The following is a 22,098-nucleotide window of genomic DNA, read 5'->3' as shown; positions in this document are numbered from 1 at the left end:
TTGTGACGTTACGCAATCTTCTGTCGCCTGCTGCCGACATTTATTTTTTCACCTGCTCCTGTAATTCAGCACGCACCCGTTCAATGTGAATAGTCAGAAACATCAATTCTTCTTTCGTCAGCTGATAATTATAATTCAGTATCATGTGATCCTGAATTTTCTCGGCACACCGATACGCCAGACTATATTTCTCTTTGACTACATCGTGTAGCGATTCATCTTCGTTGGAAACCGGTATACGCCCCAATAAACGCTGGGCAAAAAACTTCAGGTGAGTGACAAACCGATGGTAGCTGAATGCCTGCTCGTTATAGTCGAGGTGGAGGTGGTACTTAACAATATTCAGGATCTCCTGCATTATGCGGGTGATACGCATCACTTCCGGCATATGGCTGTCCAGTTGTGCATTCACCAGATGCAATGCAATAAAGCCAGCCTCATCTTCCGGTAGCCGCACCCCCAGGCGCTGGTGAATGATGTCCAGCGCGTCCAGCCCGACGGCGAACTCTTTTTGATACAACCGCTTCACCTCCCACAGCAGTCCATTCGGGATATCCACGCCTTGTCGATGCCGTTCAATGGCAAAATGACAGTGGTCGGTCAGCGAGATGTAGAGGCTGTTTTGCAGGTTTCCGGTCAGTTTTTCTTTTGCCAGCGCGATGATGCGATCCGCTGTCGTCACCACCTCCAGCGGAATACGCTCCAGCACATCACTCAGGCGCGCGGTCAGTTCGCTGCTCCGCAAAGAAAAAACCTTCTCGACAAGGGTGGTATCCAGCCTTTCGCCCGGCCGTTTTTTAAACGCCAGTCCTCGCCCCATCACGACCTGTTCGTTGCCCTGCTCATCAATGACCGTGACGACATTATTATTCAGTATTTTAGCGATCTTCATTGTTCGACCCCTGAAAACAAAAAAACCAGACGCCCGCCACCAACGCGAACATCTGGTTTTGCCTGCCAACGGCAGTAACAACCCCGGGTTGTATAACGCCACGACGCAAGCATCTCGCTGACCGGGCACAACCTGCAAACGCTAACTTACCATCGGTGCACCGGGGCTCAACCGCACGGTGACGGAAACGTGACCGGATCGACACAAAGCCAGCATTATCACGACAAATTATTGTCAGACCTTTCACTGACGCCTCGCGTTTAGCACCATCGCCACATCGATAGCCAGGTGTTTTTCGTGCATTTGCGCAACAAGTTTGTGTAAAAACAATAAATCGTACATTTTTTTGCGCAAGAGCACGAAAATACGTGCTATACAGCCCTTCAACCGCTTGTATCTCTTTGCCTGATAACTATAATACGGAACGTTGTTTCATTGAATGGTTTCAGCGAATCCACGTGCCACTGATAAAAACACAACCAATAACATATTCCTCAGGGATATTGCCGCCTCGCCCACTCCTTACTATGGGCAATATCCAGTCACGTGCTTCTTCACTCTCCCTCGTCTGTCACCATCTATACTTATCATTCTCTCGCAATCGCAAGCATATTGTCCCCGACGGTCAAGTCTCAGTCTCAGCTAACCGCCGGTCATCCTGTTTTTTTATCCATCACAACTTGTAGAAACTACCGTTATGAAAAAGACCAAAATTGTTTGTACTATCGGCCCGAAAACCGAATCAGAGGAAGTACTGGGCAAGCTGCTGAACGCCGGTATGAACGTCATGCGCCTGAACTTCTCTCACGGTGACTACGCCGAACATGGTCAGCGCATCAAAAATCTGCGTGCCATTACAGAAAAAACCGGCCAGAAAGCGGCCATCCTGCTGGATACCAAAGGCCCGGAAATTCGTACCATCAAACTGGAAAACGGTGCAGACGTTTCTCTGACCGCAGGCCAGACCTTCACCTTCACCACCGATACCAGCGTTGTCGGTAACAAGGAACGTGTGGCGGTCACTTATGCGGGTTTTGCTGATGACCTGAGCGTCGGCAACACCGTGCTGGTCGACGATGGCCTGATTGGCATGGAAGTCATCGCAATCAACGGCGGCGAGGTCGTATGTAAAGTACTGAACAACGGCGACCTCGGCGAAAACAAAGGGGTTAACCTGCCGGGCGTTTCCATCCAGTTGCCAGCACTGGCGGAAAAAGACAAACGCGACCTGATTTTCGGTTGCGAGCAAGGCGTCGATTTCGTTGCCGCATCCTTTATTCGTAAACGTTCTGACGTAGAAGAGATCCGCGCCCACCTGAAACAGCACGGTGGCGAGCACATCCAGATCATTTCCAAGATCGAAAACCAGGAAGGCCTGAACAACTTCGACGACATCCTGGACGCTTCTGACGGCATCATGGTTGCCCGTGGCGACCTGGGTGTTGAAATTCCGGTTGAAGAAGTGATCTTCGCCCAGAAGATGATGATCGAAAAATGCAATCTGGCTCGCAAAGTGGTGATCACCGCGACGCAGATGCTGGATTCCATGATCAAGAACCCACGCCCGACCCGCGCTGAAGCCGGTGACGTTGCCAACGCCATCATCGACGGTACCGACGCGGTCATGCTGTCTGGCGAGAGCGCCAAAGGCAAATACCCGCTGGAAGCGGTCAGCATCATGGCGACCATCTGCGAACGTACTGATAGAGTCATGACATCACGGCTGGACAAACTGCAAAACACCAGCAAACTGCGCATTACCGAAGCGGTGTGTCGCGGTGCGGTGGAAACGGCAGAGAAACTGGAAGCGCCACTGATCGTGGTTGCCACCCATGGCGGCAAATCCGCCAAATCTATCCGTAAATACTTCCCAACCGCGCGCATTCTGGCGCTGACCACCAACGAAATCACCGCCCGCCAGCTGCTGCTGAGCAAAGGTGTGGAAACCATGCTGGTGAAAGAAATCGCCTCTACCGATGATTTCTACCGCATTGGTAAAGAAGCCGCACTGGAAAGCGGTTTAGCGCAGGAAGGCGATGTGGTGGTGATGGTTTCCGGTGCACTGGTACCGAGTGGCACCACCAACACCGCGTCAGTCCACCGCCTGTAATTCGATAATGAGAATTTTTTAAAGCGCCCTACGGGGCGCTTTTTATTTTTTCGAGATAGGCGTCGATGATAAATAGCACGATCGGTTAGACAAAAAAGATATATCCACGTCCGTGAAGGCCACAGGACTCTGATAAAATAGCCCTGTTTTCCTTACTTTTTTAACCTGTTTGTAAAACTCGATGATTCTTTGAGCGAACGATCAAAATTAAGCATGTTCCCATCAAAAATTTATTCTCATCAGAAAACGGTTTGTGTAATACTTGTAACGCTACATGGAGATTAACTCAATTTAGAGGGTATTAATAATGAATCGTACTAAACTGGTACTGGGCGCGGTAATCCTGGGTTCCACTCTGCTGGCTGGTTGCTCCAGCAATGCTAAACTGGATCAGCTGTCTTCTGACGTTTCTTCTCTGAACGAGAAAGTATCTGCTCTGACCAGCAAAGTTGACGCTCTGGCTACCGACGTGCAGGCTGCTAAAGATGACGCAGCTCGTGCTAACCAGCGCCTGGACAACCAGGTTCGTACTTACAAAAAGTAAGAACTGGTTGAATGAAAAATGGCGCACTTGTGCGCCATTTTTTTGCCCTTCATTTTACGCCACTGACACCACCCCACACATCCCTACATACCTGTACGTACCGCCCGTCTGGCAGAACACCGTCTTGCGTTGTGCCTGACAAACCGAGGTATTAGGACAAGATGACAAATCGCTGAGCCTGACCCACCTGGCAAGTTATCTACCTGAGCGGTTCTCTACTGGAGGGATTGTCTGCCAGACGGACTACTGAGGACAGTGTCAGAACGCCCATTCACGCATGGCGCTCTGACACCCGCTGCCGTTATTAGTGCGACGATGACGTCTTCACCGCCGATATCGGCGCGGCGTTTTGCGGTAGCAATGACGATGGCTGCTGAGGAACCGTCTGCCCGGTATTGACCAGCACCGGCATACCAGAGCGACGAGCAATCGCGTTATGAACAGCGTCAGCATCGGTATCGCCGTTGTGGATAAAGGCCTTCACTTTCTGGTTCAGCGCAATCGGCATGGTCTGCGGGTCGTCCTTATCGGTACGAGACAGCGGCTGATGTACTTCGACATACCGTTTCCCATCAGGTTCCACCGCAATCTTGACCGGCTCATTGATGATCTGTACGCGGGTACCTACCGGCACGTCATTAAATAACGCCTCAATGTCTTCCGGGCGTAGGCGGATACAACCAGAACTCACCCGCATACCGATACCAAAATCAGCGTTGGTGCCGTGGATAGAGTACACCCCACCGCTTTTCTCTAGCCGCAATGCAAACAATCCCATCGGGTTATCTGGCCCGCCTGGCACCATAGCCGGTAAATCAATGCCTTGTTCTTTGTAATGACGCCGCGTATTGGCCGTCGGGATCCAGGTCGGATTCGGGCGTCGTTCAATCACGTGGGTCACCATTACCGGCGTATTACGCCCAAGCTGGCCGATGCCGATAGGATAGACAATGACGGTGTTTTTCCCTTTAGGAAAATAGTAGAGCCGCAGTTCAGCCAGATTTACCACAATCCCTTCTCGCGGCGTATCCGGCAACAGCATTTGCAGCGGGATAGTCAGGCTGGAGCCAGGTTTCGGCAGATAGGGATCGGTACCTGGGTTAGCTTCCAACATGCCCAGCAAACCAATTTTAAATTTGGCCGCAATGGTTTCCAGTGGGTGACCATCATTAGGTACGGTGTAGCTAATATTTTCCCCAATCAAGCGGCTATCCGGGGGTGGCAGAGGGTATTCCGTCGCGCTGGCAGGCTGTATGCCCGTCAGGCAGGACGCAAACAATAATCCCATCAGGGTAAGCGCACGTTTCATTATAAGTTTCCTGTTGTAATTCCGAAGATAGGGTGAGCGCCAGAGCGCGAGTCAGGCCCGCGTCTATTACAGACGCGGAAGCATCGCCACCGGCGGGCACTTTCTTTCTTATTTCTTATCAATAGGTTGAATCTCTTTCGTCATTGGAAAGTCCCAAGGATAAAAGCAGGGTAGCAGGAAATCCACCGGATGGATTCCGAAATGTGACGCATCAAAGCGCAGAAATAGTGCTCTATCAGTATGAATAGCCGTCAGGTAACGGATAAGAGTCACCGACAACATTCACTCATACCGTTAGCCCGCCGCTGTCTCTTCTCATCTTTCCTTCTCTCAGACAACGCTGCAGGTCAAAAACGTTGCATGATCAATGACTCGAAAATATGATAATGATTCTTATTTCCAAATGAGGTGCCCGATATGTTTCCGTTCCGAGCCTGGTTGCAGACACAGATTGATGACTACCGGCGGCAACTGCGTAACGCCACCATGGAGTTTTATCTGGCAGAGTTATCGCTGGAGCGGGAGGATGGCGATATCAGTGATTTGCGCCACTACTACCTGACGGGGCTTCATATGGCTGAACTGAGTCAACAGCACGGTGACGAAAACAGCTATCTGTTCAGCCTGATCAAGCTGCATCAACATCTAATTCATGAAATCAACAACGCCGAACGTGACCGTTTGTTCCGGGTACAAAGCTACTATTTTGCACACCAGACGCTACGGTACATTTGTACTCAGTTCAATCTGATGGGTAACTGGGATAAGGCCACCGCTTTCCAGACGGATTTTATGCAACGGGTGGCGTTTATTCCCTGAAAGGAAGTCAGAGGCTGTCCTGCCAGGACTCAAGCCCGGCAGGACACGGATAAGACAGATATCAGGCGTCGGGGGAAATCACCGCCGTGGTCAGTCGTGAGGTACAACACAGCCGATCCTGATTGTCGAAAATATCAATCTGCCAGACTTGCATCCGTTTACCGGTGTGTAGCGCGCGACATACGCCACGCACTTCGCCTTCAGTCACGGCCCGCAGGTGGTTAGCGTTAATCTCCACCCCCACCACCCGCTGCTCGCCTTCTGAGCACAAATAACCTGCTATAGAGCCCAACGACTCAGCCAACGCCACCGATGCCCCGCCATGCAGCAGACCAAACGGCTGGCGGGTGCGATGATCCACCGGCATCACCGCTTCCAGCGTATCGTCACTTAAGTGCGTCATGCGGATACCGATATGGCCAGCCATACCGTCCACCGCCATCTGGTTGAGTTGTTCTATATCTACACTACGTTTCCACAGCATCACACCAGCTCCAGCAACACCTGCAACGGATGTTTTAATCCACGCCCTTCCATACGCTTGACCTGACTACGACAGGAATAGCCAGTAGTCAGACAACGCGCCTGCGGCAGCCGTTGCAGGGACGGTTGCCAGGAAAGTGCATAGATTCCCTGAGAATGGGCCAGATTGCGGGTTTCATGACCGTAAGTGCCGGCCATACCACAGCAGCCGACGCTGACATTTTCCAGCCGAGCGCCAAAATGTGCGAAAATCGCCGCCCACTGCTGCCCGCTGGCTGGCAACGCCGTAGTTTCGGTGCAGTGACCGAACAAATACCACGGATCGTCACGTAGCGCCGGTGCCCGGTCATCACGGCTGTTCACCAGCGTAGTGAGCCACTCATGCACCAGCTGTACCTGAAATTCACCGCGTCTATCGCCCAGCACTTCCCGGTATTCATCCCGATAACACAGCACCAGCGCCGGATCGACCCCGACCATCGGTAACCCAAGGCGGGCAACCCGGTTAAGAAACTCGGCGGTTTTACCAGCAGTCTTCGCAAAACGCTGCAGGAACCCTTTGATATGTTGCGGTTTACCGTTCGGTGAAAACGGTAGCAGCACCGGCCGTAACCCCAGCTTTTCCACCAACCGGACAAAATCCGCCACCACCTGTGCATCGTAATAGCTGGTAAAGGGATCCTGCACGATCAGCACGTGATCGGCACGGGCCTGCGCTGACATCTGCTCCAGTTGCTCCAGCGTAGTCGTCATCGCCCGATGACCGACGAACTGCTGGCGTAGCGACGGCGTCGACAGTAATGGCAAATCCACCATACCGATCACCTTACGGCTAATGGTATTGACCCACGGCTGGCTCAGGAAAAAGTTAAACGCTTTCGGGCTCTGCGCCATCAACGGGGCATAGCTTTCCACGCCTGCCACCAGGTAGTCGCAGGCCGGTCGCAGGTAACGGGTGTGGTACAGTTGCAGAAAACGGGCACGAAAGCCGGGCACATCAATTTTGATCGGGCATTGCGTCGAGCAGGCTTTGCAGGCCAGACAACCGGACATCGCCTCTTTGACCTCATGCGAGAAGTCATACTCGCCCTGACGCGCCGCCAGAGTATTACGGGTTTTGGCGATAAGACCGCGAAAACTGACGCGCTGGCGCGGCAGTGCCTGCTCCAGTGCCAGCGGATCTACCCCTTGCTCAGACAGCAAACGCAGCCATTCACGCACCAGTGTGGCGCGTCCTTTCGGCGAGTGGATGCGGTTGCCGGTGATTTTCATCGATGGGCACATCGGGCTGCGGGTATCGAAATTGAAGCACAGACCGTTACCGTTACACTCCATGGCGCCACGGTAGGCGGTACGCACCGTCAGCGGAATCTGCCGGTCATAGGTGCCGCGTTTTACCGCGTCCACTTTCATCATCGGCGCATCCACCCCCAGCGGCGCACAAATCTTGCCGGGGTTGAGACGGTTATCCGGGTCAAACGCCGCTTTGATTCGGCGCAACTCGTCATACAGTTCCGGGCCAAAAAATGCCGGGCTGTATTCAGCACGGAAACCTTTGCCGTGTTCGCCCCATAGCAAACCACCGTATTTGGCGGTAAGCGCCACTATCTGATCGGAAAGCTGCTTCATCAGCACTTCTTGCTGTGGGTCGCACATGTCCAGCGCCGGACGGACATGCAACACCCCGGCGTCAACGTGGCCAAACATACCGTAGCTCAGGTGGTGGCTATCCAGCAGCGCGCGGAATTCGGCGATGTAGTCCGCCAGATGCTGCGGCGGCACACAGGTGTCTTCCGCAAACGGGATCGGCTTTGCCAGCCCTTTGCTGTTGCCAAGCAGACCGACCGCTTTTTTGCGCATGCCGTAAATCCGCTCAATCCCCACCAGATCACGGCAAACCTGATAGCCGATCACCCCCGCCTCGCGGCTAGCCAGCAGCCCATCCAGACGCTCGCACAACGAGGCCACCTGACCATCAATCAGCGCTTCATCGTCACCGGCAAACTCTACAATGTTTAACCCCAGCATTTCTTCACCGGGTACATCGGTGATCAGTTCACTGACCGAATGCCACACAATGTCTTCGCGGGCCAGATTCAGCACCTTCGAATCCACCGTCTCCACCGACAGGGCGCGAGCTTCCACCATAAACGGCGCGTTGCGCAAGGCGGAATCGAACGAGTCATATTTGACGTTGACCAGCCGCCGCACCTTGGGCAGCGGCGTGATATCCAGCTTCGCTTCGGTAATAAACGCCAGCGTCCCTTCCGCACCGGTCAGGATACGGGTCAGGTCAAACGTTTGCATATCATCGCTGAACACATGGCGCAGGTCATACCCGGTCAGGAAACGGTTCAGTTTGGGGAATTTGTCGATAATCAGCTGGCGCTGCTCGCGGCAACGATGTAGCACGGTGTGGTATATACGCCCGACCGGTGACTCTTCCTGCGCCAGTTGTTCCGCCAGCGCGACCGGCATCGCCTGCGTATCCAGCAGTTCACCGCCAGGCAGTACCGCGCGCAGACCCAGCACATGGTCTGAAGTTTTGCCATACACCAGCGACCCCTGCCCCGAGGCATCGGTATTAATCATACCGCCCAGCGTCGCGCGGTTACTGGTGGAGAGTTCTGGCGAGAAGAAGTAGCCGAACGGTTTCAGGTACTGGTTCAGTTGATCCTTGATAACCCCCGCTTCCACCCGTACCCATCCTTGCTCCGGGTTGATTTCCAGAATGCGGTTCATGTGGCGCGACATATCCACCACAATACCGTGGTTGAGCGCCTGTCCGTTGGTGCCGGTGCCGCCGCCACGCGGCGTGAACACCAGCTCATGAAAGCGCTCTTCACCCGCCAGTCGGGCGAGCAGCGATACGTCAGCGGTCGAGCGGGGAAACACCACCGCATCCGGCAGTAATTGATAAATACTGTTGTCCGTCGCCATCGTCAGGCGATCGGCGTACTGCGTGGCGATATCGCCGGTAAACCCGTGTTGCTTCAAGGCTTCCAAAAAGCTCAGCACCGGTTGAACGATTCCCGGCGCTTGTGTGATCTGTGGGATCATTATCTGTTGACCCTGTCCATGCGAGAGGTGTTTGCCAATAAAATACGTGTCAGCGGGCAGCAATCCGCTACCTGCAGACCCTTCGTTTTATCATATTTCCCCCGGTAGTGCGTCAACGGATCAACAAAAACTTAAACAGGCAACGGCCATCAATCCATGCCGCGATACAGAGCCGATGGCCTGTTGCGTTCAGGAATCACTGTGCAAATCGCTGTAAATCACGCATGATAAATTCTGGTCCGGCTTCTGGCCTGTCAGCCAGGCAGAAATGGCCGCCAGCCCTGTTTTCATCATCTTGCATTAGGCCTGTCGCCTGAATTAACGAGGTAACCTCTCTTGATGAGACAATCTCAGTCACAGCGATTCGATCTCGCTCGAATACTGTTTAGCCTGTTATTTATTGGCATCATGATTATTGCCTGCTTCTGGGTGGTACAACCCTTTATTCTCGGGTTCGCCTGGGCCAGCATGGTGGTTATCGCCACATGGCCGCTGCTCATCCGATTGCAGCAGATACTCTGGGGATACCGTTCTCTGGCCGTTATCGTCATGACGATACTGCTGGTCTTGTTGTTCGTCTTCCCGACATCCATTCTGGTCAGCAGCGTCATAGACAACGCTTCCAACCTGATCAACTGGGTCAGCGCACAAGGACGGATGACGCCGCCGTCGCTTGACTGGCTGCAATCCATCCCGCTGGTGGGTGCCAAGTTGCATAGCAGTTGGCATGCGCTGGCGCACAGCGGCGGCCCGGCGCTGATGGCAAAAATCCAGCCCTATATTGGCCAGACGGCTTCCTGGGTTGTATCTCAGGCGGCACATGTCGGCCGTTTCCTGATGCACTGCGCACTGATGGTGCTATTTAGCGTGTTGTTGTACAGCAAAGGTGATCAGGTGGCTCTGGGCGTACGCCGGTTTGCCATTCGGCTGGGGGGACAAGGCGGGGATTCGGCGGTGATCCTGGCGGCTCAGGCCATTCGGGCGGTCGCGCTTGGGGTCGTCGTCACCGCCATTGTTCAGTCGGTGCTGGGCGGTATTGGCCTGGCGCTGGCTGGTATCCCCTACACCACGCTGCTCACGGTATTGATGTTTTTGTCTTGTGTGGCGCAAATCGGCCCGTTGACCGTACTGGTACCGGCCATTATCTGGCTGTACTGGAGCGGTGACACCACCTGGGGTACCGTCTTGCTGGTCTGGAGCTGTGTCGTCGGTACGTTGGATAACATTATTCGCCCGTTGCTGATTCGTATGGGCGCAGATTTGCCGATGTTGCTGATCTTGTCCGGCGTCATCGGCGGGTTGCTGGCATTCGGCATGATCGGGTTATTTATTGGCCCGGTGGTGTTGGCGGTGTCCTACCGTTTGCTGTCGGCCTGGATGAAAGCCTCGCCGGAACCGCAGCCGATCCGCACGCTCTCACACCATCATAAAAAACCCTGACTACGGCATTCATTTCCCGGTGTAATTCGCACCGGGAACATTCCTAATATGTAAGATAATTTTATCTTTTTAAGAAACCTCTCAGCCATAAAACACTATTTTTGCTATTTAACTCGATTCCAGATCAGTTTTTCTGAGAAAAACACTTTTACCGCAAATCAATAATTCAAAAATAATTAACCATTAGGATGATTCCTAATGACTCAACTCGGCCCAAAACCTAGTATTCATACCCGGAGCTATTGTTAACGTAATGTTTGTCAGTGAGGTTTCTCCTCGTCAGAGCTAGTAACGAATTGCTGTGTGTAGTCTTTGCCCATCCCCCGAGGTGGGCATTTTTTTTATCTGCGTTTCGCCCTAATACCGTCTATACCCAAAATAATTCGAGTTGCAGGAAGGCGGCAATCGAGCGAATCCCCAGGAGCTTACACAAGTAAGTGACTGGGGTGAGTGAGGGCAGCCAACGCACCTGCAACTTGAAGTATGAAGGGTATACAAACATAAAAAAACCGCCCGGCATCTGCACCGGGCGGTTAGGTATAGTCGAACAATCAGATCAAGCGTTAGCGCTTCTCAGCCAGGCTCAGCCAGGTCTGCACCACGGTATCCGGGTTCAGCGACAGGCTATCGATGCCTTCATCCATCAGCCAGGCCGCGAAATCTTCATGGTCAGACGGCCCCTGACCACAGATTCCAACGTACTTGCCTTGTTTTTTCGCGGCACGGATCGCCATTGCCAGCAACGCTTTCACCGCGTCATTGCGTTCGTCGAACAACTCGGAGACGACACCGGAGTCGCGGTCCAGCCCCAACGTAAGCTGGGTCATGTCATTCGAGCCGATAGAGAAACCATCAAAGTGTTTCAGGAACTCATCCGCCAGCAGCGCGTTAGACGGAATTTCACACATCATGATGATTTTCAGGCCATTCTCGCCACGTTTCAGCCCTTGATTCGCCAGTTCGTCCACCACGGCTTCTGCTTGCGCCACGGTGCGTACAAACGGAATCATCACTTCGACATTGGTCAGCCCCATGCCGTTGCGGACCCGTTTCACCGCTTCACATTCCAGCGCAAAGCAGGCACGGAAATTCGGCGATACATAACGACCAGCGCCACGGAAGCCCAACATCGGGTTTTCTTCTTCCGGTTCGTAGCGAGTACCGCCCAGCAGGTTGGCGTACTCATTGGATTTGAAGTCGGACAAACGCACGATCACGCGCTTCGGCCAGAACGCCGACGCCAGCGTGGCGATACCCTCTTTCAGACGTTCGATATAGAATTCTACCGGGTCGCTATAACCTTGCATCAGGGTACGGATTTCACGCTGCAATTCCGGCGTTTGCTGCTCAAACTCCAGCAACGCACGCGGGTGCACCCCAATCATCCGGTTGATGATGAACTCGAGGCGCGCCAACCCGACCCCTTCATTCGGCAGGCAGGCGAAGTCGAATGCCCGGTCCGGGTTACCGACGTTCATCATGATTTTCAGCGGCAGCGACGGCATGGCGTCCACCTGTGAGCTTTTCACGGTGAAGTCCAGCAAGTCCTGATAGACATAACCGGTATCACCCTCGGCACAGGACACCGTGACTTTTTGGCCATTCTGCAAACGTTCGGTAGCATCGCCGCATCCCACCACCGCCGGAATACCCAGTTCACGAGCGATAATCGCCGCATGACAGGTACGACCGCCACGGTTGGTGACGATAGCCGCCGCCTTTTTCATGATCGGTTCCCAGTCCGGGTCGGTCATATCAGTCACCAGCACATCACCCGCGTTTACCCGATGCATTTCACTGATGTCATGGACGATTTTCACTTCACCGGCACCGATGCGATGGCCGATAGCACGCCCTTCTACCAACACCTTGCCGCTCGCAGGCAGATGATAACGTTCCATCACCTGACCGTTGGAGCGTACCGTTTCCGGTCGTGCCTGCACGATGTAAAGCTTGCCGGTGTGACCGTCTTTGGCCCACTCGATGTCCATGGGGCGGCCATAGTGTTTTTCGATCAACAACGCCTGATGCGCCAGCGCCTGCACTTCGTCATCACTCAGACAAAACCGGGTACGCTGTGCTTCTTCTACGTCTTCCACCCGCACTTGTTTGCCGTGCTCTTGCGTCGCGGCGTACACCATGCGGATTTTCTTCGAGCCCATATTGCGGCGCACAATCGACGGTTTACCGCTCAGTAGCGTCGGTTTATGCACATAAAACTCATCCGGGTTCACCGCACCCTGCACCACCATTTCACCCAGGCCCCAAGCTGCGGTAATAAATACCACCTGATCGAAACCCGATTCGGTATCCAGCGTAAACATAACGCCAGAAGCCGCCAGATCCGAACGCACCATGCGCTGTACCCCGGCGGATAACGCCACGCCACGGTGATCATAGCCCTGATGCACGCGATAAGAGATGGCGCGATCGTTAAACAGTGAGGCAAACACGTGCTTCACCGCCACCATCACGGCGTCGATACCCTGTACGTTAAGAAAGGTTTCCTGCTGACCCGCGAAGGACGCATCCGGCATGTCTTCCGCCGTTGCCGACGAGCGCACGGCAAAGGATGCTTCCGGCTCGCCATCCGCCAGTTGCTGATAGGCGCTACGGATAGCCTGCTCCAGCTCAGGCTGGAATGGCGTATCAATAATCCACTGACGAATCTGTGCACCGGCTTTAGCTAACTGACTGATGTCATCGGCATCGGTGCGATCCAACAGCTCATAGATGCGCTGATTGATACCGCTTTGGTTCAGAAAGTCATTAAACGCCTGGGCAGTGGTCGCAAAACCATTCGGAACCGACACCCCAAGTTCCGACAGATTCGTGATCATTTCCCCCAGCGAGGCATTTTTGCCTCCCACCCGCTCAACGTCGTGCATACCAAGCTGGTTATACCACAGGACATTACGCATATCAGGGCCGTTGTTAGACATCGAAAATAATCCTTTTTGCATACAATTAGGGTGTGAAATATTTCGCCGTGAATGAGTTTCGGCTTTATCAGCGTAGCACAGGGTTTTAAAAAGGACGGAAAGGTGAATCGATCAACCAGGTGAAAAAAAAAGGAACTCACGGATTGAGATTGCTAAAAGTCAGAAAAATCCCAATATTGTGAAATAATATCATCGTAATCATGAGGATAATGAAATGCCGTTTCAACAAAAAAGTCAGGAAACACCTGATTTTCGGCACAAAAATCTCATACCCGCCAGCGAAGGCATTTAAGGAGTCAGTATGGAAAGAAGCGTATTTTATGTATCCGACGGCACGGCCATTACCGCAGAAGTGTTGGGCCATGCGGTCATGTCCCAGTTTCCGGTCGGCACCACCAGTTACACCCTGCCGTTTGTCGATAATGAAACCCGGGCCACTGCAGTTCGCGATCAGATTAATAGCTTATACCATCAAAGCGGCGTGCGCCCACTGGTATTCTATTCGATTGTTACACCCGCCATCCGCGACATCATCATCGGCAGCGAAGGATTCTGTCAGGATATCGTGCAAGCGCTGGTCGCACCGCTACAGCAGGAGCTGGGCGTTTCACCAACGCCGGTTGCCAATCGCACCCACGGGTTAACTGCCAATAACCTGATCAAATATGACGCCCGCATCGCGGCCATCGACTATACGCTGGCCCATGACGATGGTATTTCGTTGCGTAATCTCGATCAGGCACAGGTGATTCTGGTGGGCGTTTCCCGCTGCGGCAAAACCCCCACCAGCTTGTATCTGGCGATGCAATTCGGCATTCGCGCCGCCAACTACCCTTTCACCGCCGACGACATGGACAACCTGTTATTACCGGATGCGCTCAAACCTTATCAGCAAAAACTGTTCGGGTTAACCATTGACGCTGAACGCCTTACCGCCATTCGTGAAGAACGACGCGGTAACAGCCGGTACGCCTCCCTGCGACAATGCCGTATGGAGCTGAGCGAAGTGGAGTCGCTGTTCCGTCGTCACCAAATTCGCTATATCAACACCACCAATTATTCGGTAGAAGAGATATCGGCCAGAATTATTGACCTGATGGGCATAAATAGACGTATGTATTAACTGTTCTAAACCATCGGAGTGGCAAACCGCCTGTGATAGACTATTGCCATCGCGGTCAGGCGGCTCCACAAGCATAGTCGTGGCTCTACGGCCATCTCACCGCAGGTAAACCAGGCCAGACAAGGACAGACAAATGGCCTGATAAGACAGATTTCACGGACATTCAGAGATTACACATGCAACCAACTGATGAGCTGCGCAGTGAGCGACTTGCCAGTCTGATGACGCCCCATGAACTGTTGACTGAGCTTCCGCTCACACCGGATGTCGCCAACACCGTCATCGCCTCACGAGCACGTATAGAACGGATTCTTTCCGGGCAAGACCGCCGTTTACTGGTGATCATTGGCCCATGTTCCATTCACCATATTGATAGCGCCAGAGAGTATGCCCAACGACTGGCCACATTACGGACCCGCTACCAGCACCGGCTGGAAATCGTCATGCGGACCTACTTCGAAAAACCGCGTACCGTGGTGGGCTGGAAAGGGTTGATTGCTGACCCACAGCTTAATGGCAGCTTCCTGATCAATGAAGGGCTGGCACAGGCACGCCGGTTGCTGCTGGATATTAACGCGCTCGGATTACCAACCGCCACTGAGTTTCTGGATATCATCACCGGTCAGTACATTGCCGATACCATCAGTTGGGGAGCCATCGGCGCGCGGACGACCGAGAGCCAAATCCATCGGGAAATGGCCTCTGCGCTCTCTTGTCCGGTGGGGTTCAAGAACGGCACCGACGGCAACGTCCGTATCGCGATTGACGCTATCCGGGCCGCCCGCGCACAACATATGTTTTTATCGCCGGATAGACACGGCCGTATGACGGTATACCAGACCCACGGCAACCCGTTCGGGCATATTATTCTGCGTGGCGGCAAAGCCCCCAATTACGAAGCAGAACACATTGCCGCTGCCTGTAATGCACTGCGGGAATTCTCCCTACCGGAACGACTGGTGGTAGATTTCAGCCACGGTAACAGCCAGAAGCAGTTCCAGCGACAACTGACGGTGGCACAGACGGTATGTGACCAGATTCGTGACGGTAACAGCGCCATTGCCGGCGTGATGGCCGAGAGTTTTCTGGTAGAAGGCACCCAGCCGCTACGCCATCCGGACCAACTCACCTATGGTCAGTCGATTACCGACGCCTGCCTCGGTTGGCAAGATAGCGAACGTCTGTTAAGTCTGCTGGCGGATGCGGTAGACAGCCGTTTTGCTCGCTGACGGGACGCCATTCGACACACGGCATCCCCTTCTCTGAAAACGAAAACCTCCGCCGCGGCGGAGGTTGTTCCTTTTTCGATTGACAAAGCGTGATCAGGCCATCACCGCCCTGTCCTCCATGGCCTCTCGCCAGCCTCCCAACCAGTTAGACCGGGCATCGATAGATTGATAAGGACAGAGCTCCTTGGACCGGCCAATGATACCAGCCTGGTAGCCCCGTGAATGCGCCCGTGCCAGACGATCTCTTTTCTGTCTCTTCATGCCTTGTTTCCCTCATTTCGACTCTGGTGGAAAGAAAACAGTGGTCGTTTTTCATGCAACCACACCTTATGAATAGCCATTTGGGAGACGAAGATCAAGGCGCAAAATTCACGCCATTGTCATATTTGTGAACCAGAATGAAGAATTTTCCGTAGAATAAAACCACATTTCACGCTAACCGGCTGAGACAAAAACAAAACCCCTGAAACCCGATCATGCTCACAAAAACGGGATTCAGAGGTATTTGCTATAACTCAATCTCTCTCGGTATAAGACATCCGAGTTTCACGTCAGATAAGTCTCAATTCCCGACTAATAGCCGCTGACTAATCTGCTCCGCTACCTGCTGCCAGCCTTTGCCAAGCGCGGCAACCAATGCGTCATAACCATCTTCGGTTTGTGCCACCTCGAAACTAAACGGCTGGGTCACGATACGCTTATTGCTATGCAGCACCCAATCCCCCTGGATAACCGCTTTACCGTCAAAGCGCCCCTGAAACGCCGTCACATTGATTTGTAAACTGGACGCCGACGCGCCAGCAACACCGGCAGTCACCACATTCCACCCCGGCAGACGAGCGCGTAACGACGATGCCAACGCCTGCTGCAGTTGCTGATCCAGCGGGCTGGCCCACAGATTATTGGTGGCGATGGTATAGCGCACTGCTGAGGTCTGGAACACGATGCCGTTTCCAGCCAGCGAATCGGTCAGGATAACGGGCGCGACCCACAACTGGCGGCTGTCAGCTGGGGTCGCCGACAGGCTGGCTGTCCCCTGCGTCATAGCAGGCAGTTGATAATAGACTTTCTGCGGGCTGCTACAGGCTGCCAACACCACCACCAGCCATAACGGCCATTGCTTTATCATGGTTTCGCCTTCTTCGGTTGTGGATCACGAGCACCCGGTGCCTCGAAAATCAGCGCGTTACTCTTGTCATTCAGGGTACGCAGCAGCGGCTGCAACTCACGCAACGTCTGATCAAGGCGTTGCATGTCAACCACCATACGGTTGTAGGCCGGTGAACCGGGCTGCACCCCCTGCAGGCTGCTATTCAGCTCGCGCAAGGTGCGCTGCATATCCGCTGGCAACTGCTGCATCGCCTCGCTGCTGGTCAGTTTATTGAGTGACGCCAGCGTTTTCTGCAGTTCGCGCAGGGTGGACTGACTCTCCGTCAGGGTTTTCGTTGCCTGTTCCACCATCGGATTGAGCGGCAGGCCATTGATCTTATCCAGCACTGACATCAGTTTCTGCTGAATCTGCGTCAGACCGCCGTTCACCGTCGGCAGTACCGGGTAACCATCCACCTGCGCCAGCGATGTCATCCGGCCTTTCTGCTGCGGGTAAAAATCCAGATCCACATACAGCGCGCCGGTCAACAGATTGGCGGTCTTCATGGAGGCGCGCAACCCTGAGTCAGCACCTTTACTTAACTCTTGTTCCAGGTTGATCTGGTCGCGTAAACCAGGTTTAAGTCGTCCCGGCTCGATGCGTACCAATACCGGAATACGATAATCGCTATCGAAACGCTGCGACATATTTCTAGGGAAGAATGGCACTTCGGTGACGGTCCCTAACCGGATGCCACGGAATTCGACCGGCGCGCCAGCCTGCAAGCCGCGGACCGACTCGTCGAAAAACAGCAAATACTCTTTGTATTCGGTGTAAAGCGAATCCTGAATACTGTTTTGGTTATCAAACAGTTGGTATTCATCACGCTCATGCGCCGGGTTGCCGATATCCCAACCGGTGGGGACATCAAAGCTGACGCCACCGCTTAATAATGTACTCAGCGATCCCATCTCCACCCGCATTCCCTGTGCCGACAGATTTAACGCCACGCCGCTGTCTTTCCAGAAACGGACATTCGATGTCACCAGTTGGTCATAAGGTGAGACGACAAACAGCTGATACTGCATTTTTCTGGCGGCAGGATCAAAATGGCTGGTTTCTACCGAGCCTACCCGATAGCCGCGAAACAGTACCGGATCTCCTGCGCTCAACTGCCCGGACTGCGCACTGTTGAGGATAATGCGGATCCCTTTCGCGTCAGGTGACGCCAGCGGTGGCGAATCCAGGAGTTTGAACGTGCGGCTGTCTTCCTTGCTGGAGCCCGGCTGGAGCTGGATGAACGCGCCGGACAGCAACGTTCCCAATCCGGAAACGCCTTCACGGCCTATCTGCGGTTTGACGACCCAAAACGCCGAATCCTTGCTCAGCAGCTTATCCATGCCATCGTTTAACCGCGCCTTGATCTCCACCTGGTGCAAGTCTTCGCTGAGCCTCACCCCTTCCACCATGCCCACGTTCACACTGCGGCTTTTGATCGCCGTTTTTCCCGGCTCGATTCCGTCAGCATTACTGGTGATCAGCGTAATTTCCGGCCCCTGATGACTCACGTGATAAAACAGAATCCAGGCGCCAATCAGCACGGTCACAATCGGCACTATCCATACCGGCGACCAGCGTTTGATAGTTTCTATCTGCGCCATACCTTGATTAGTGTTCGTCAACAGAATGCTCCTCTCCTTGCACGTGATGCCTATCCCACAGCAGGCGGGGATCAAAGGTCATTGCGGCAATCATGGTCAGAATGACCACGGTGGCAAACAACACCGCGCCGATGGCCGGATAAATGCTCATCAGTCGGCCCATACGCACCATCGCCGACAGTACGGCGATAACAAACACATCGATCATGGACCAACGCCCCACAAACTCCACGACCTCATACACCCGGTGCAGACGCTCGGTATCATGGCGACGCGAGCCATGCGCACACCAGCACAGCCACCCCATTGCCAGCATTTTCAGCGTGGGTACCATGATGCTGGCGACAAAAATTACCAACGCCACCGGCCACGACCCGGAGTCCCACAGCAGGATAACCCCGGACATGATGGTCGAGGTGACGTTATGCCCCAGGGCTTCGGTCACCATAATCGGCATCAGGTTGGCAGGGACATACAGCAACACCGACGTTAACAGCAGCGCCAGCGTCCACTGCAAACTATGACGCCGCCGCACGTGACCCGGCGTATGGCAGCGAGGGCAGCGCACCACCCCGGCAGGCAAAATAGCACTGCAACAGTGGCAAGAGCGCACCCCCTGCTCTTGCCCACCGCGCCCGACCTCCAGCCCGGCTGGCATTAGCGGCGGCGGGGCGACGTCATCCCACAACCAGCGACGATCCAGACTCTGAAAAGCCAACAGTTGCAACAAACAGAACACGATATACGGGATAAAACTGGCACCGATACCAATATCACCATATGACATCAGTTTGACGAAGCTGACCAACACGCCAGCCAGGAAGATTTCCGCCATACCCCAACTTTTTAGCTGGAACAGCAGCCGGGTAAACAGACGTCGCACCCCATCAGGCAACGGCGCACGCAGACACAGCAACAGAATCATCGCCATCGAACAGGCAGGAACCAATTGGGCAAACAGCAGAAAAAGCGTCGCCATGCTGGCGTAGTTTTCCGCCACCATCACCCGGGGAATTTCCAGTAAGGTGATTTCACTGCGAATACCGGCCACGCTCATCGAAACGAAAGGAAACAGCATGGATAACAGCAGCATAATCAGCGCGCTAAACGCAAAACTGGCCGGACGCCAGCGCGGCTCGCGCTGACGGCTGGACAACGCGGTTTTACAACGCGGGCACACCGCCCGCTGACCATCCTGTAATGTCGGCAGTTCTACCAGCAGATCACAATGCGGACACAGCATATGCCGGTCATAGTGGTGGTGATGCACACCCATTCGCCGCCTCCTGTGGCCTGGCTGATAACAACAATCTCTCATACTGCCGGACGGGCTTTACCGGGGTGTTAACGCGACGGAGGCGCTCGCCTTAACACTCCGGTTGTTACCGTTAAAAAACACTACCGTTAAAAAACATTCGCGTTAAAAATGACGCGCCGCAGCACGCAGCACAACGCCGCGCCTTAACCGTTCTTTTGTGCCTCAAGCGCTTCCCAGCGCTCAAAACAGACCTCTAGTTGCTGTTCCGCTTGCTCCAGCGCCGCCAGTACCGGTTGAGTTTCGTCATGCGACCGGGAAAAGAATGCCGGGTCGTTCATCTGTTGTTGCAGATTGGCTATCTCACCCTCAAGCGCTTCAATACGTTGCGGCAACTGTTCCAGTTCACGCTGTTGGTTATAACTGAGCTTGCCGCCGCTACGTTTAGCTTGCTGTGCGGCAGGTGCGCTTTGTGCGCTCTCGCTATCAAGGTTTTCTTTTGTCGCTGCACTCTTTACGGGTGCAACGCTTCGCAACGGCGCAGAGGACGCACGCTGGTGTTGGGCATCATAATAACCGCCGACATAGCGGCCAATCAGGCCGTTGCCTTCAAAAATCCAGCACTCGGTGACCGAGTTATCGACGAACTGGCGATCATGGCTGACCAGCAGCACGGTTCCCTGATAACTGTCCAACAGTTCTTCCAGCAATTCCAGCGTTTCCACGTCCAGATCGTTGGTCGGTTCGTCGAGAATCAGCAGGTTGCTGGGTTTGAGGAATAACCGTGCCAGTAACAGACGGTTACGCTCCCCACCTGACAGCGCTTTTACCGGTGTCATGGCGCGTTTCGGGTGGAACAGGAAGTCCTGGAGATAACCCAGTACATGGCGCGGACGGCCGTTGACCATCACATCCTGTTTCCCTTCGGCGAGGTTATCCATCACCGTTTTTTCCGGGTCTAACTCAGCACGGTGCTGATCGAAATACGCCACTTCCAGCTTGGTGCCGCAGTGAATGCGCCCGGATGTCGGTGCCAGTTGACCCAGCATCAACTTTAACAGCGTGGTTTTACCGCAGCCATTCGGCCCGACCAGCGCGATTTTATCGCCGCGTTGTACCTGAGCAGAAAAGCCCGATACCAGTGTTTTCCCGTCAACCTGATACTGTACGTCTTCCAGTTCGAAGACTATCTTGCCGGAGCGGGCTGCCTCTTCCACCTGCATTTTGGCGCTACCCATGACTTCACGGCGATCGGCACGCTCTTGTCGCATCGCCTTGAGCGCCCGCACCCGGCCTTCATTGCGGGTACGACGAGCTTTGATGCCCTGGCGAATCCACACTTCTTCCTGCGCCAGCTTGCGGTCGAATTCAGCATTCTGCAGATCTTCCACCCGCAGCGCCTCTTCTTTCCCCAGCAAATATTTGTCGTAATCACCGGGCCAGGACACCATCTTGCCGCGATCCAGATCGACGATACGGGTCGCCATGTTGCGGATAAACGAGCGGTCATGGGAAATAAACACAATGCTGCCGGAAAATGCTTTGAGGAAACCTTCCAGCCAGTCGATAGTGTCGATATCCAGGTGGTTGGTGGGTTCGTCCAGCAACAATACCCGCGGCGCGCTGACTAGCGCCCGCCCTAACGCGGCTTTACGCAGCCAACCGCCGGACAACGCCGACAACGGCGTATCCGCCGATAACCCCAGTTGGCCCAACACCTCGTTGATACGGTCTTCCAGCTTCCACAGCCCCTGATGATCCAGCACGTCCTGAATCTTCGCCAGTTGATTCAGGTTCTTCTCGCTGGGGTCTTCCCCGACCTGCCGCAACGCTACATGGTAGGCTTTCAGGTATTCCGCCTGCGCCGCGACGCCTTCGGCCACGAAATCAAACACCGTGCCGTCGATATCGCGCGGTGGATCCTGCTGCAAGCGCGCCACAATCAGGTCTTGCTCGTACACCAGCCGACCGTCATCCAGCGGGATTTCTTTTGCCAGAATTTTCAGCAAGGTGGATTTGCCCGCGCCGTTGCGTCCAACCAGACACACGCGCTCGTTGTCTTCAATATGCAGTTCGGTGTTGTCCAACAACGGCGCATCGCTGAACGATAGCCAGGCGCCGGATAAACTGATCAATGACAT

Annotated in this window: 16 protein-coding genes and 1 other RNA gene; 7 read left to right on the top strand and 10 right to left on the bottom strand. The window is 54.2% G+C overall.

What is annotated here, in order from left to right; genetic code table 11:
• Positions 1 to 40: 40 nt before the first annotated feature.
• The gene (gene licT / locus DD586_RS08240; RefSeq protein ID WP_012884350.1) at positions 41 to 892 is read right to left on the bottom strand and encodes a BglG family transcription antiterminator LicT; all 852 of its coding nucleotides are present in this window, start codon (positions 890 to 892) and stop codon (positions 41 to 43) included.
• 697 nt (positions 893 to 1,589) lie between these two features.
• Between licT and pykF the strand changes: the two genes are divergently transcribed.
• Both pykF and DD586_RS08230 read left to right on the top strand, forming a co-directional pair.
• On the top strand, positions 1,590 to 3,002 hold the full coding sequence (gene pykF / locus DD586_RS08235) for a pyruvate kinase PykF (RefSeq protein WP_012884349.1): 1,413 nt from the start codon (positions 1,590 to 1,592) through the stop codon (positions 3,000 to 3,002).
• Between the two features lie 307 nt (positions 3,003 to 3,309).
• Positions 3,310 to 3,546, top strand: a complete 237-nt coding sequence (locus tag DD586_RS08230; protein ID WP_012769424.1) for a major outer membrane lipoprotein — start codon at positions 3,310 to 3,312, stop codon at positions 3,544 to 3,546.
• A 304-nt stretch (positions 3,547 to 3,850) separates the two neighbouring features.
• Here DD586_RS08230 and DD586_RS08225 read toward each other — a convergent pair whose 3' ends face one another.
• Positions 3,851 to 4,855, bottom strand: coding sequence for a L,D-transpeptidase family protein (locus tag DD586_RS08225; protein WP_012884348.1), 1,005 nt, complete (start codon positions 4,853 to 4,855; stop codon positions 3,851 to 3,853).
• 417 nt (positions 4,856 to 5,272) lie between these two features.
• Here DD586_RS08225 and DD586_RS08220 point away from each other — a divergent pair, with 417 nt between their 5' ends.
• The gene (locus DD586_RS08220; RefSeq protein ID WP_012884347.1) at positions 5,273 to 5,674 is read left to right on the top strand and encodes a hypothetical protein; all 402 of its coding nucleotides are present in this window, start codon (positions 5,273 to 5,275) and stop codon (positions 5,672 to 5,674) included.
• Between the two features lie 61 nt (positions 5,675 to 5,735).
• Here DD586_RS08220 and DD586_RS08215 read toward each other — a convergent pair whose 3' ends face one another.
• Together DD586_RS08215 and ydiJ are read right to left on the bottom strand one after the other, a co-directional pair.
• Positions 5,736 to 6,158: a hotdog fold thioesterase gene (locus DD586_RS08215; protein ID WP_012884346.1), complete on the bottom strand. Its 423-nt coding sequence runs from the start codon at positions 6,156 to 6,158 to the stop codon at positions 5,736 to 5,738.
• Positions 6,158 to 9,217: a D-2-hydroxyglutarate dehydrogenase YdiJ gene (gene ydiJ / locus DD586_RS08210; protein ID WP_012884345.1), complete on the bottom strand. Its 3,060-nt coding sequence runs from the start codon at positions 9,215 to 9,217 to the stop codon at positions 6,158 to 6,160. The genes DD586_RS08215 and ydiJ overlap by 1 nt, the downstream gene beginning before the upstream one ends.
• Positions 9,218 to 9,556: 339 nt before the next feature.
• Here ydiJ and ydiK point away from each other — a divergent pair, with 339 nt between their 5' ends.
• Together ydiK and rprA are read left to right on the top strand one after the other, a co-directional pair.
• Complete coding sequence (gene ydiK / locus DD586_RS08205) at positions 9,557 to 10,657, top strand: AI-2E family transporter YdiK (protein WP_012884344.1); 1,101 nt, start codon at positions 9,557 to 9,559, stop codon at positions 10,655 to 10,657.
• A 233-nt stretch (positions 10,658 to 10,890) separates the two neighbouring features.
• An RNA gene (rprA, locus tag DD586_RS21315) (antisense sRNA RprA) lies at positions 10,891 to 11,001 on the top strand.
• A 219-nt stretch (positions 11,002 to 11,220) separates the two neighbouring features.
• On the opposite strand, the gene ppsA is transcribed toward rprA, so the two are convergent.
• Positions 11,221 to 13,599 (bottom strand): phosphoenolpyruvate synthase, encoded by a 2,379-nt coding sequence (gene ppsA / locus DD586_RS08200; RefSeq protein ID WP_012884343.1) that lies wholly within the window; start codon positions 13,597 to 13,599, stop codon positions 11,221 to 11,223.
• 301 nt (positions 13,600 to 13,900) lie between these two features.
• Here ppsA and ppsR point away from each other — a divergent pair, with 301 nt between their 5' ends.
• Both ppsR and DD586_RS08190 read left to right on the top strand, forming a co-directional pair.
• Positions 13,901 to 14,722, top strand: coding sequence for a posphoenolpyruvate synthetase regulatory kinase/phosphorylase PpsR (gene ppsR, locus DD586_RS08195; RefSeq protein ID WP_012884342.1), 822 nt, complete (start codon positions 13,901 to 13,903; stop codon positions 14,720 to 14,722).
• Positions 14,723 to 14,898: 176 nt separating this feature from the next.
• Complete coding sequence (locus DD586_RS08190; protein WP_012884341.1) at positions 14,899 to 15,951, top strand: 3-deoxy-7-phosphoheptulonate synthase; 1,053 nt, start codon at positions 14,899 to 14,901, stop codon at positions 15,949 to 15,951.
• Between the two features lie 93 nt (positions 15,952 to 16,044).
• Here the strand turns inward: DD586_RS08190 and rmf are convergent, their stop codons facing one another.
• The 5 genes from rmf to DD586_RS08165 form a co-directional block, all read right to left on the bottom strand.
• Positions 16,045 to 16,212, bottom strand: coding sequence for a ribosome modulation factor (rmf, locus tag DD586_RS08185; protein WP_012884340.1), 168 nt, complete (start codon positions 16,210 to 16,212; stop codon positions 16,045 to 16,047).
• Positions 16,213 to 16,513: 301 nt separating this feature from the next.
• Positions 16,514 to 17,080 carry a membrane integrity-associated transporter subunit PqiC gene (gene pqiC / locus DD586_RS08180; protein WP_012884339.1) on the bottom strand — a complete coding sequence of 189 codons (567 nt, stop codon included), beginning with the start codon at positions 17,078 to 17,080 and terminating at the stop codon, positions 16,514 to 16,516.
• The gene (pqiB, locus tag DD586_RS08175; RefSeq protein WP_041164370.1) at positions 17,077 to 18,702 is read right to left on the bottom strand and encodes an intermembrane transport protein PqiB; all 1,626 of its coding nucleotides are present in this window, start codon (positions 18,700 to 18,702) and stop codon (positions 17,077 to 17,079) included. Before pqiB ends, pqiC begins: the two co-directional genes overlap by 4 nt.
• A 7-nt stretch (positions 18,703 to 18,709) precedes the next feature.
• A complete protein-coding gene (gene pqiA, locus DD586_RS08170) occupies positions 18,710 to 19,978 on the bottom strand; it encodes a membrane integrity-associated transporter subunit PqiA (protein ID WP_012884337.1) in 1,269 nt (422 codons plus the stop codon).
• 185 nt (positions 19,979 to 20,163) lie between these two features.
• Positions 20,164 to 22,098 (bottom strand): ABC transporter ATP-binding protein, encoded by a 1,935-nt coding sequence (locus DD586_RS08165; protein WP_012884336.1) that lies wholly within the window; start codon positions 22,096 to 22,098, stop codon positions 20,164 to 20,166.

The sequence above is a fragment of the Dickeya parazeae Ech586 genome (assembly GCF_000025065.1).
Taxonomy (GTDB): Bacteria; Pseudomonadota; Gammaproteobacteria; order Enterobacterales; family Enterobacteriaceae; genus Dickeya; species Dickeya zeae.
This window is presented reverse-complemented; position numbering and strand designations above follow the sequence as displayed.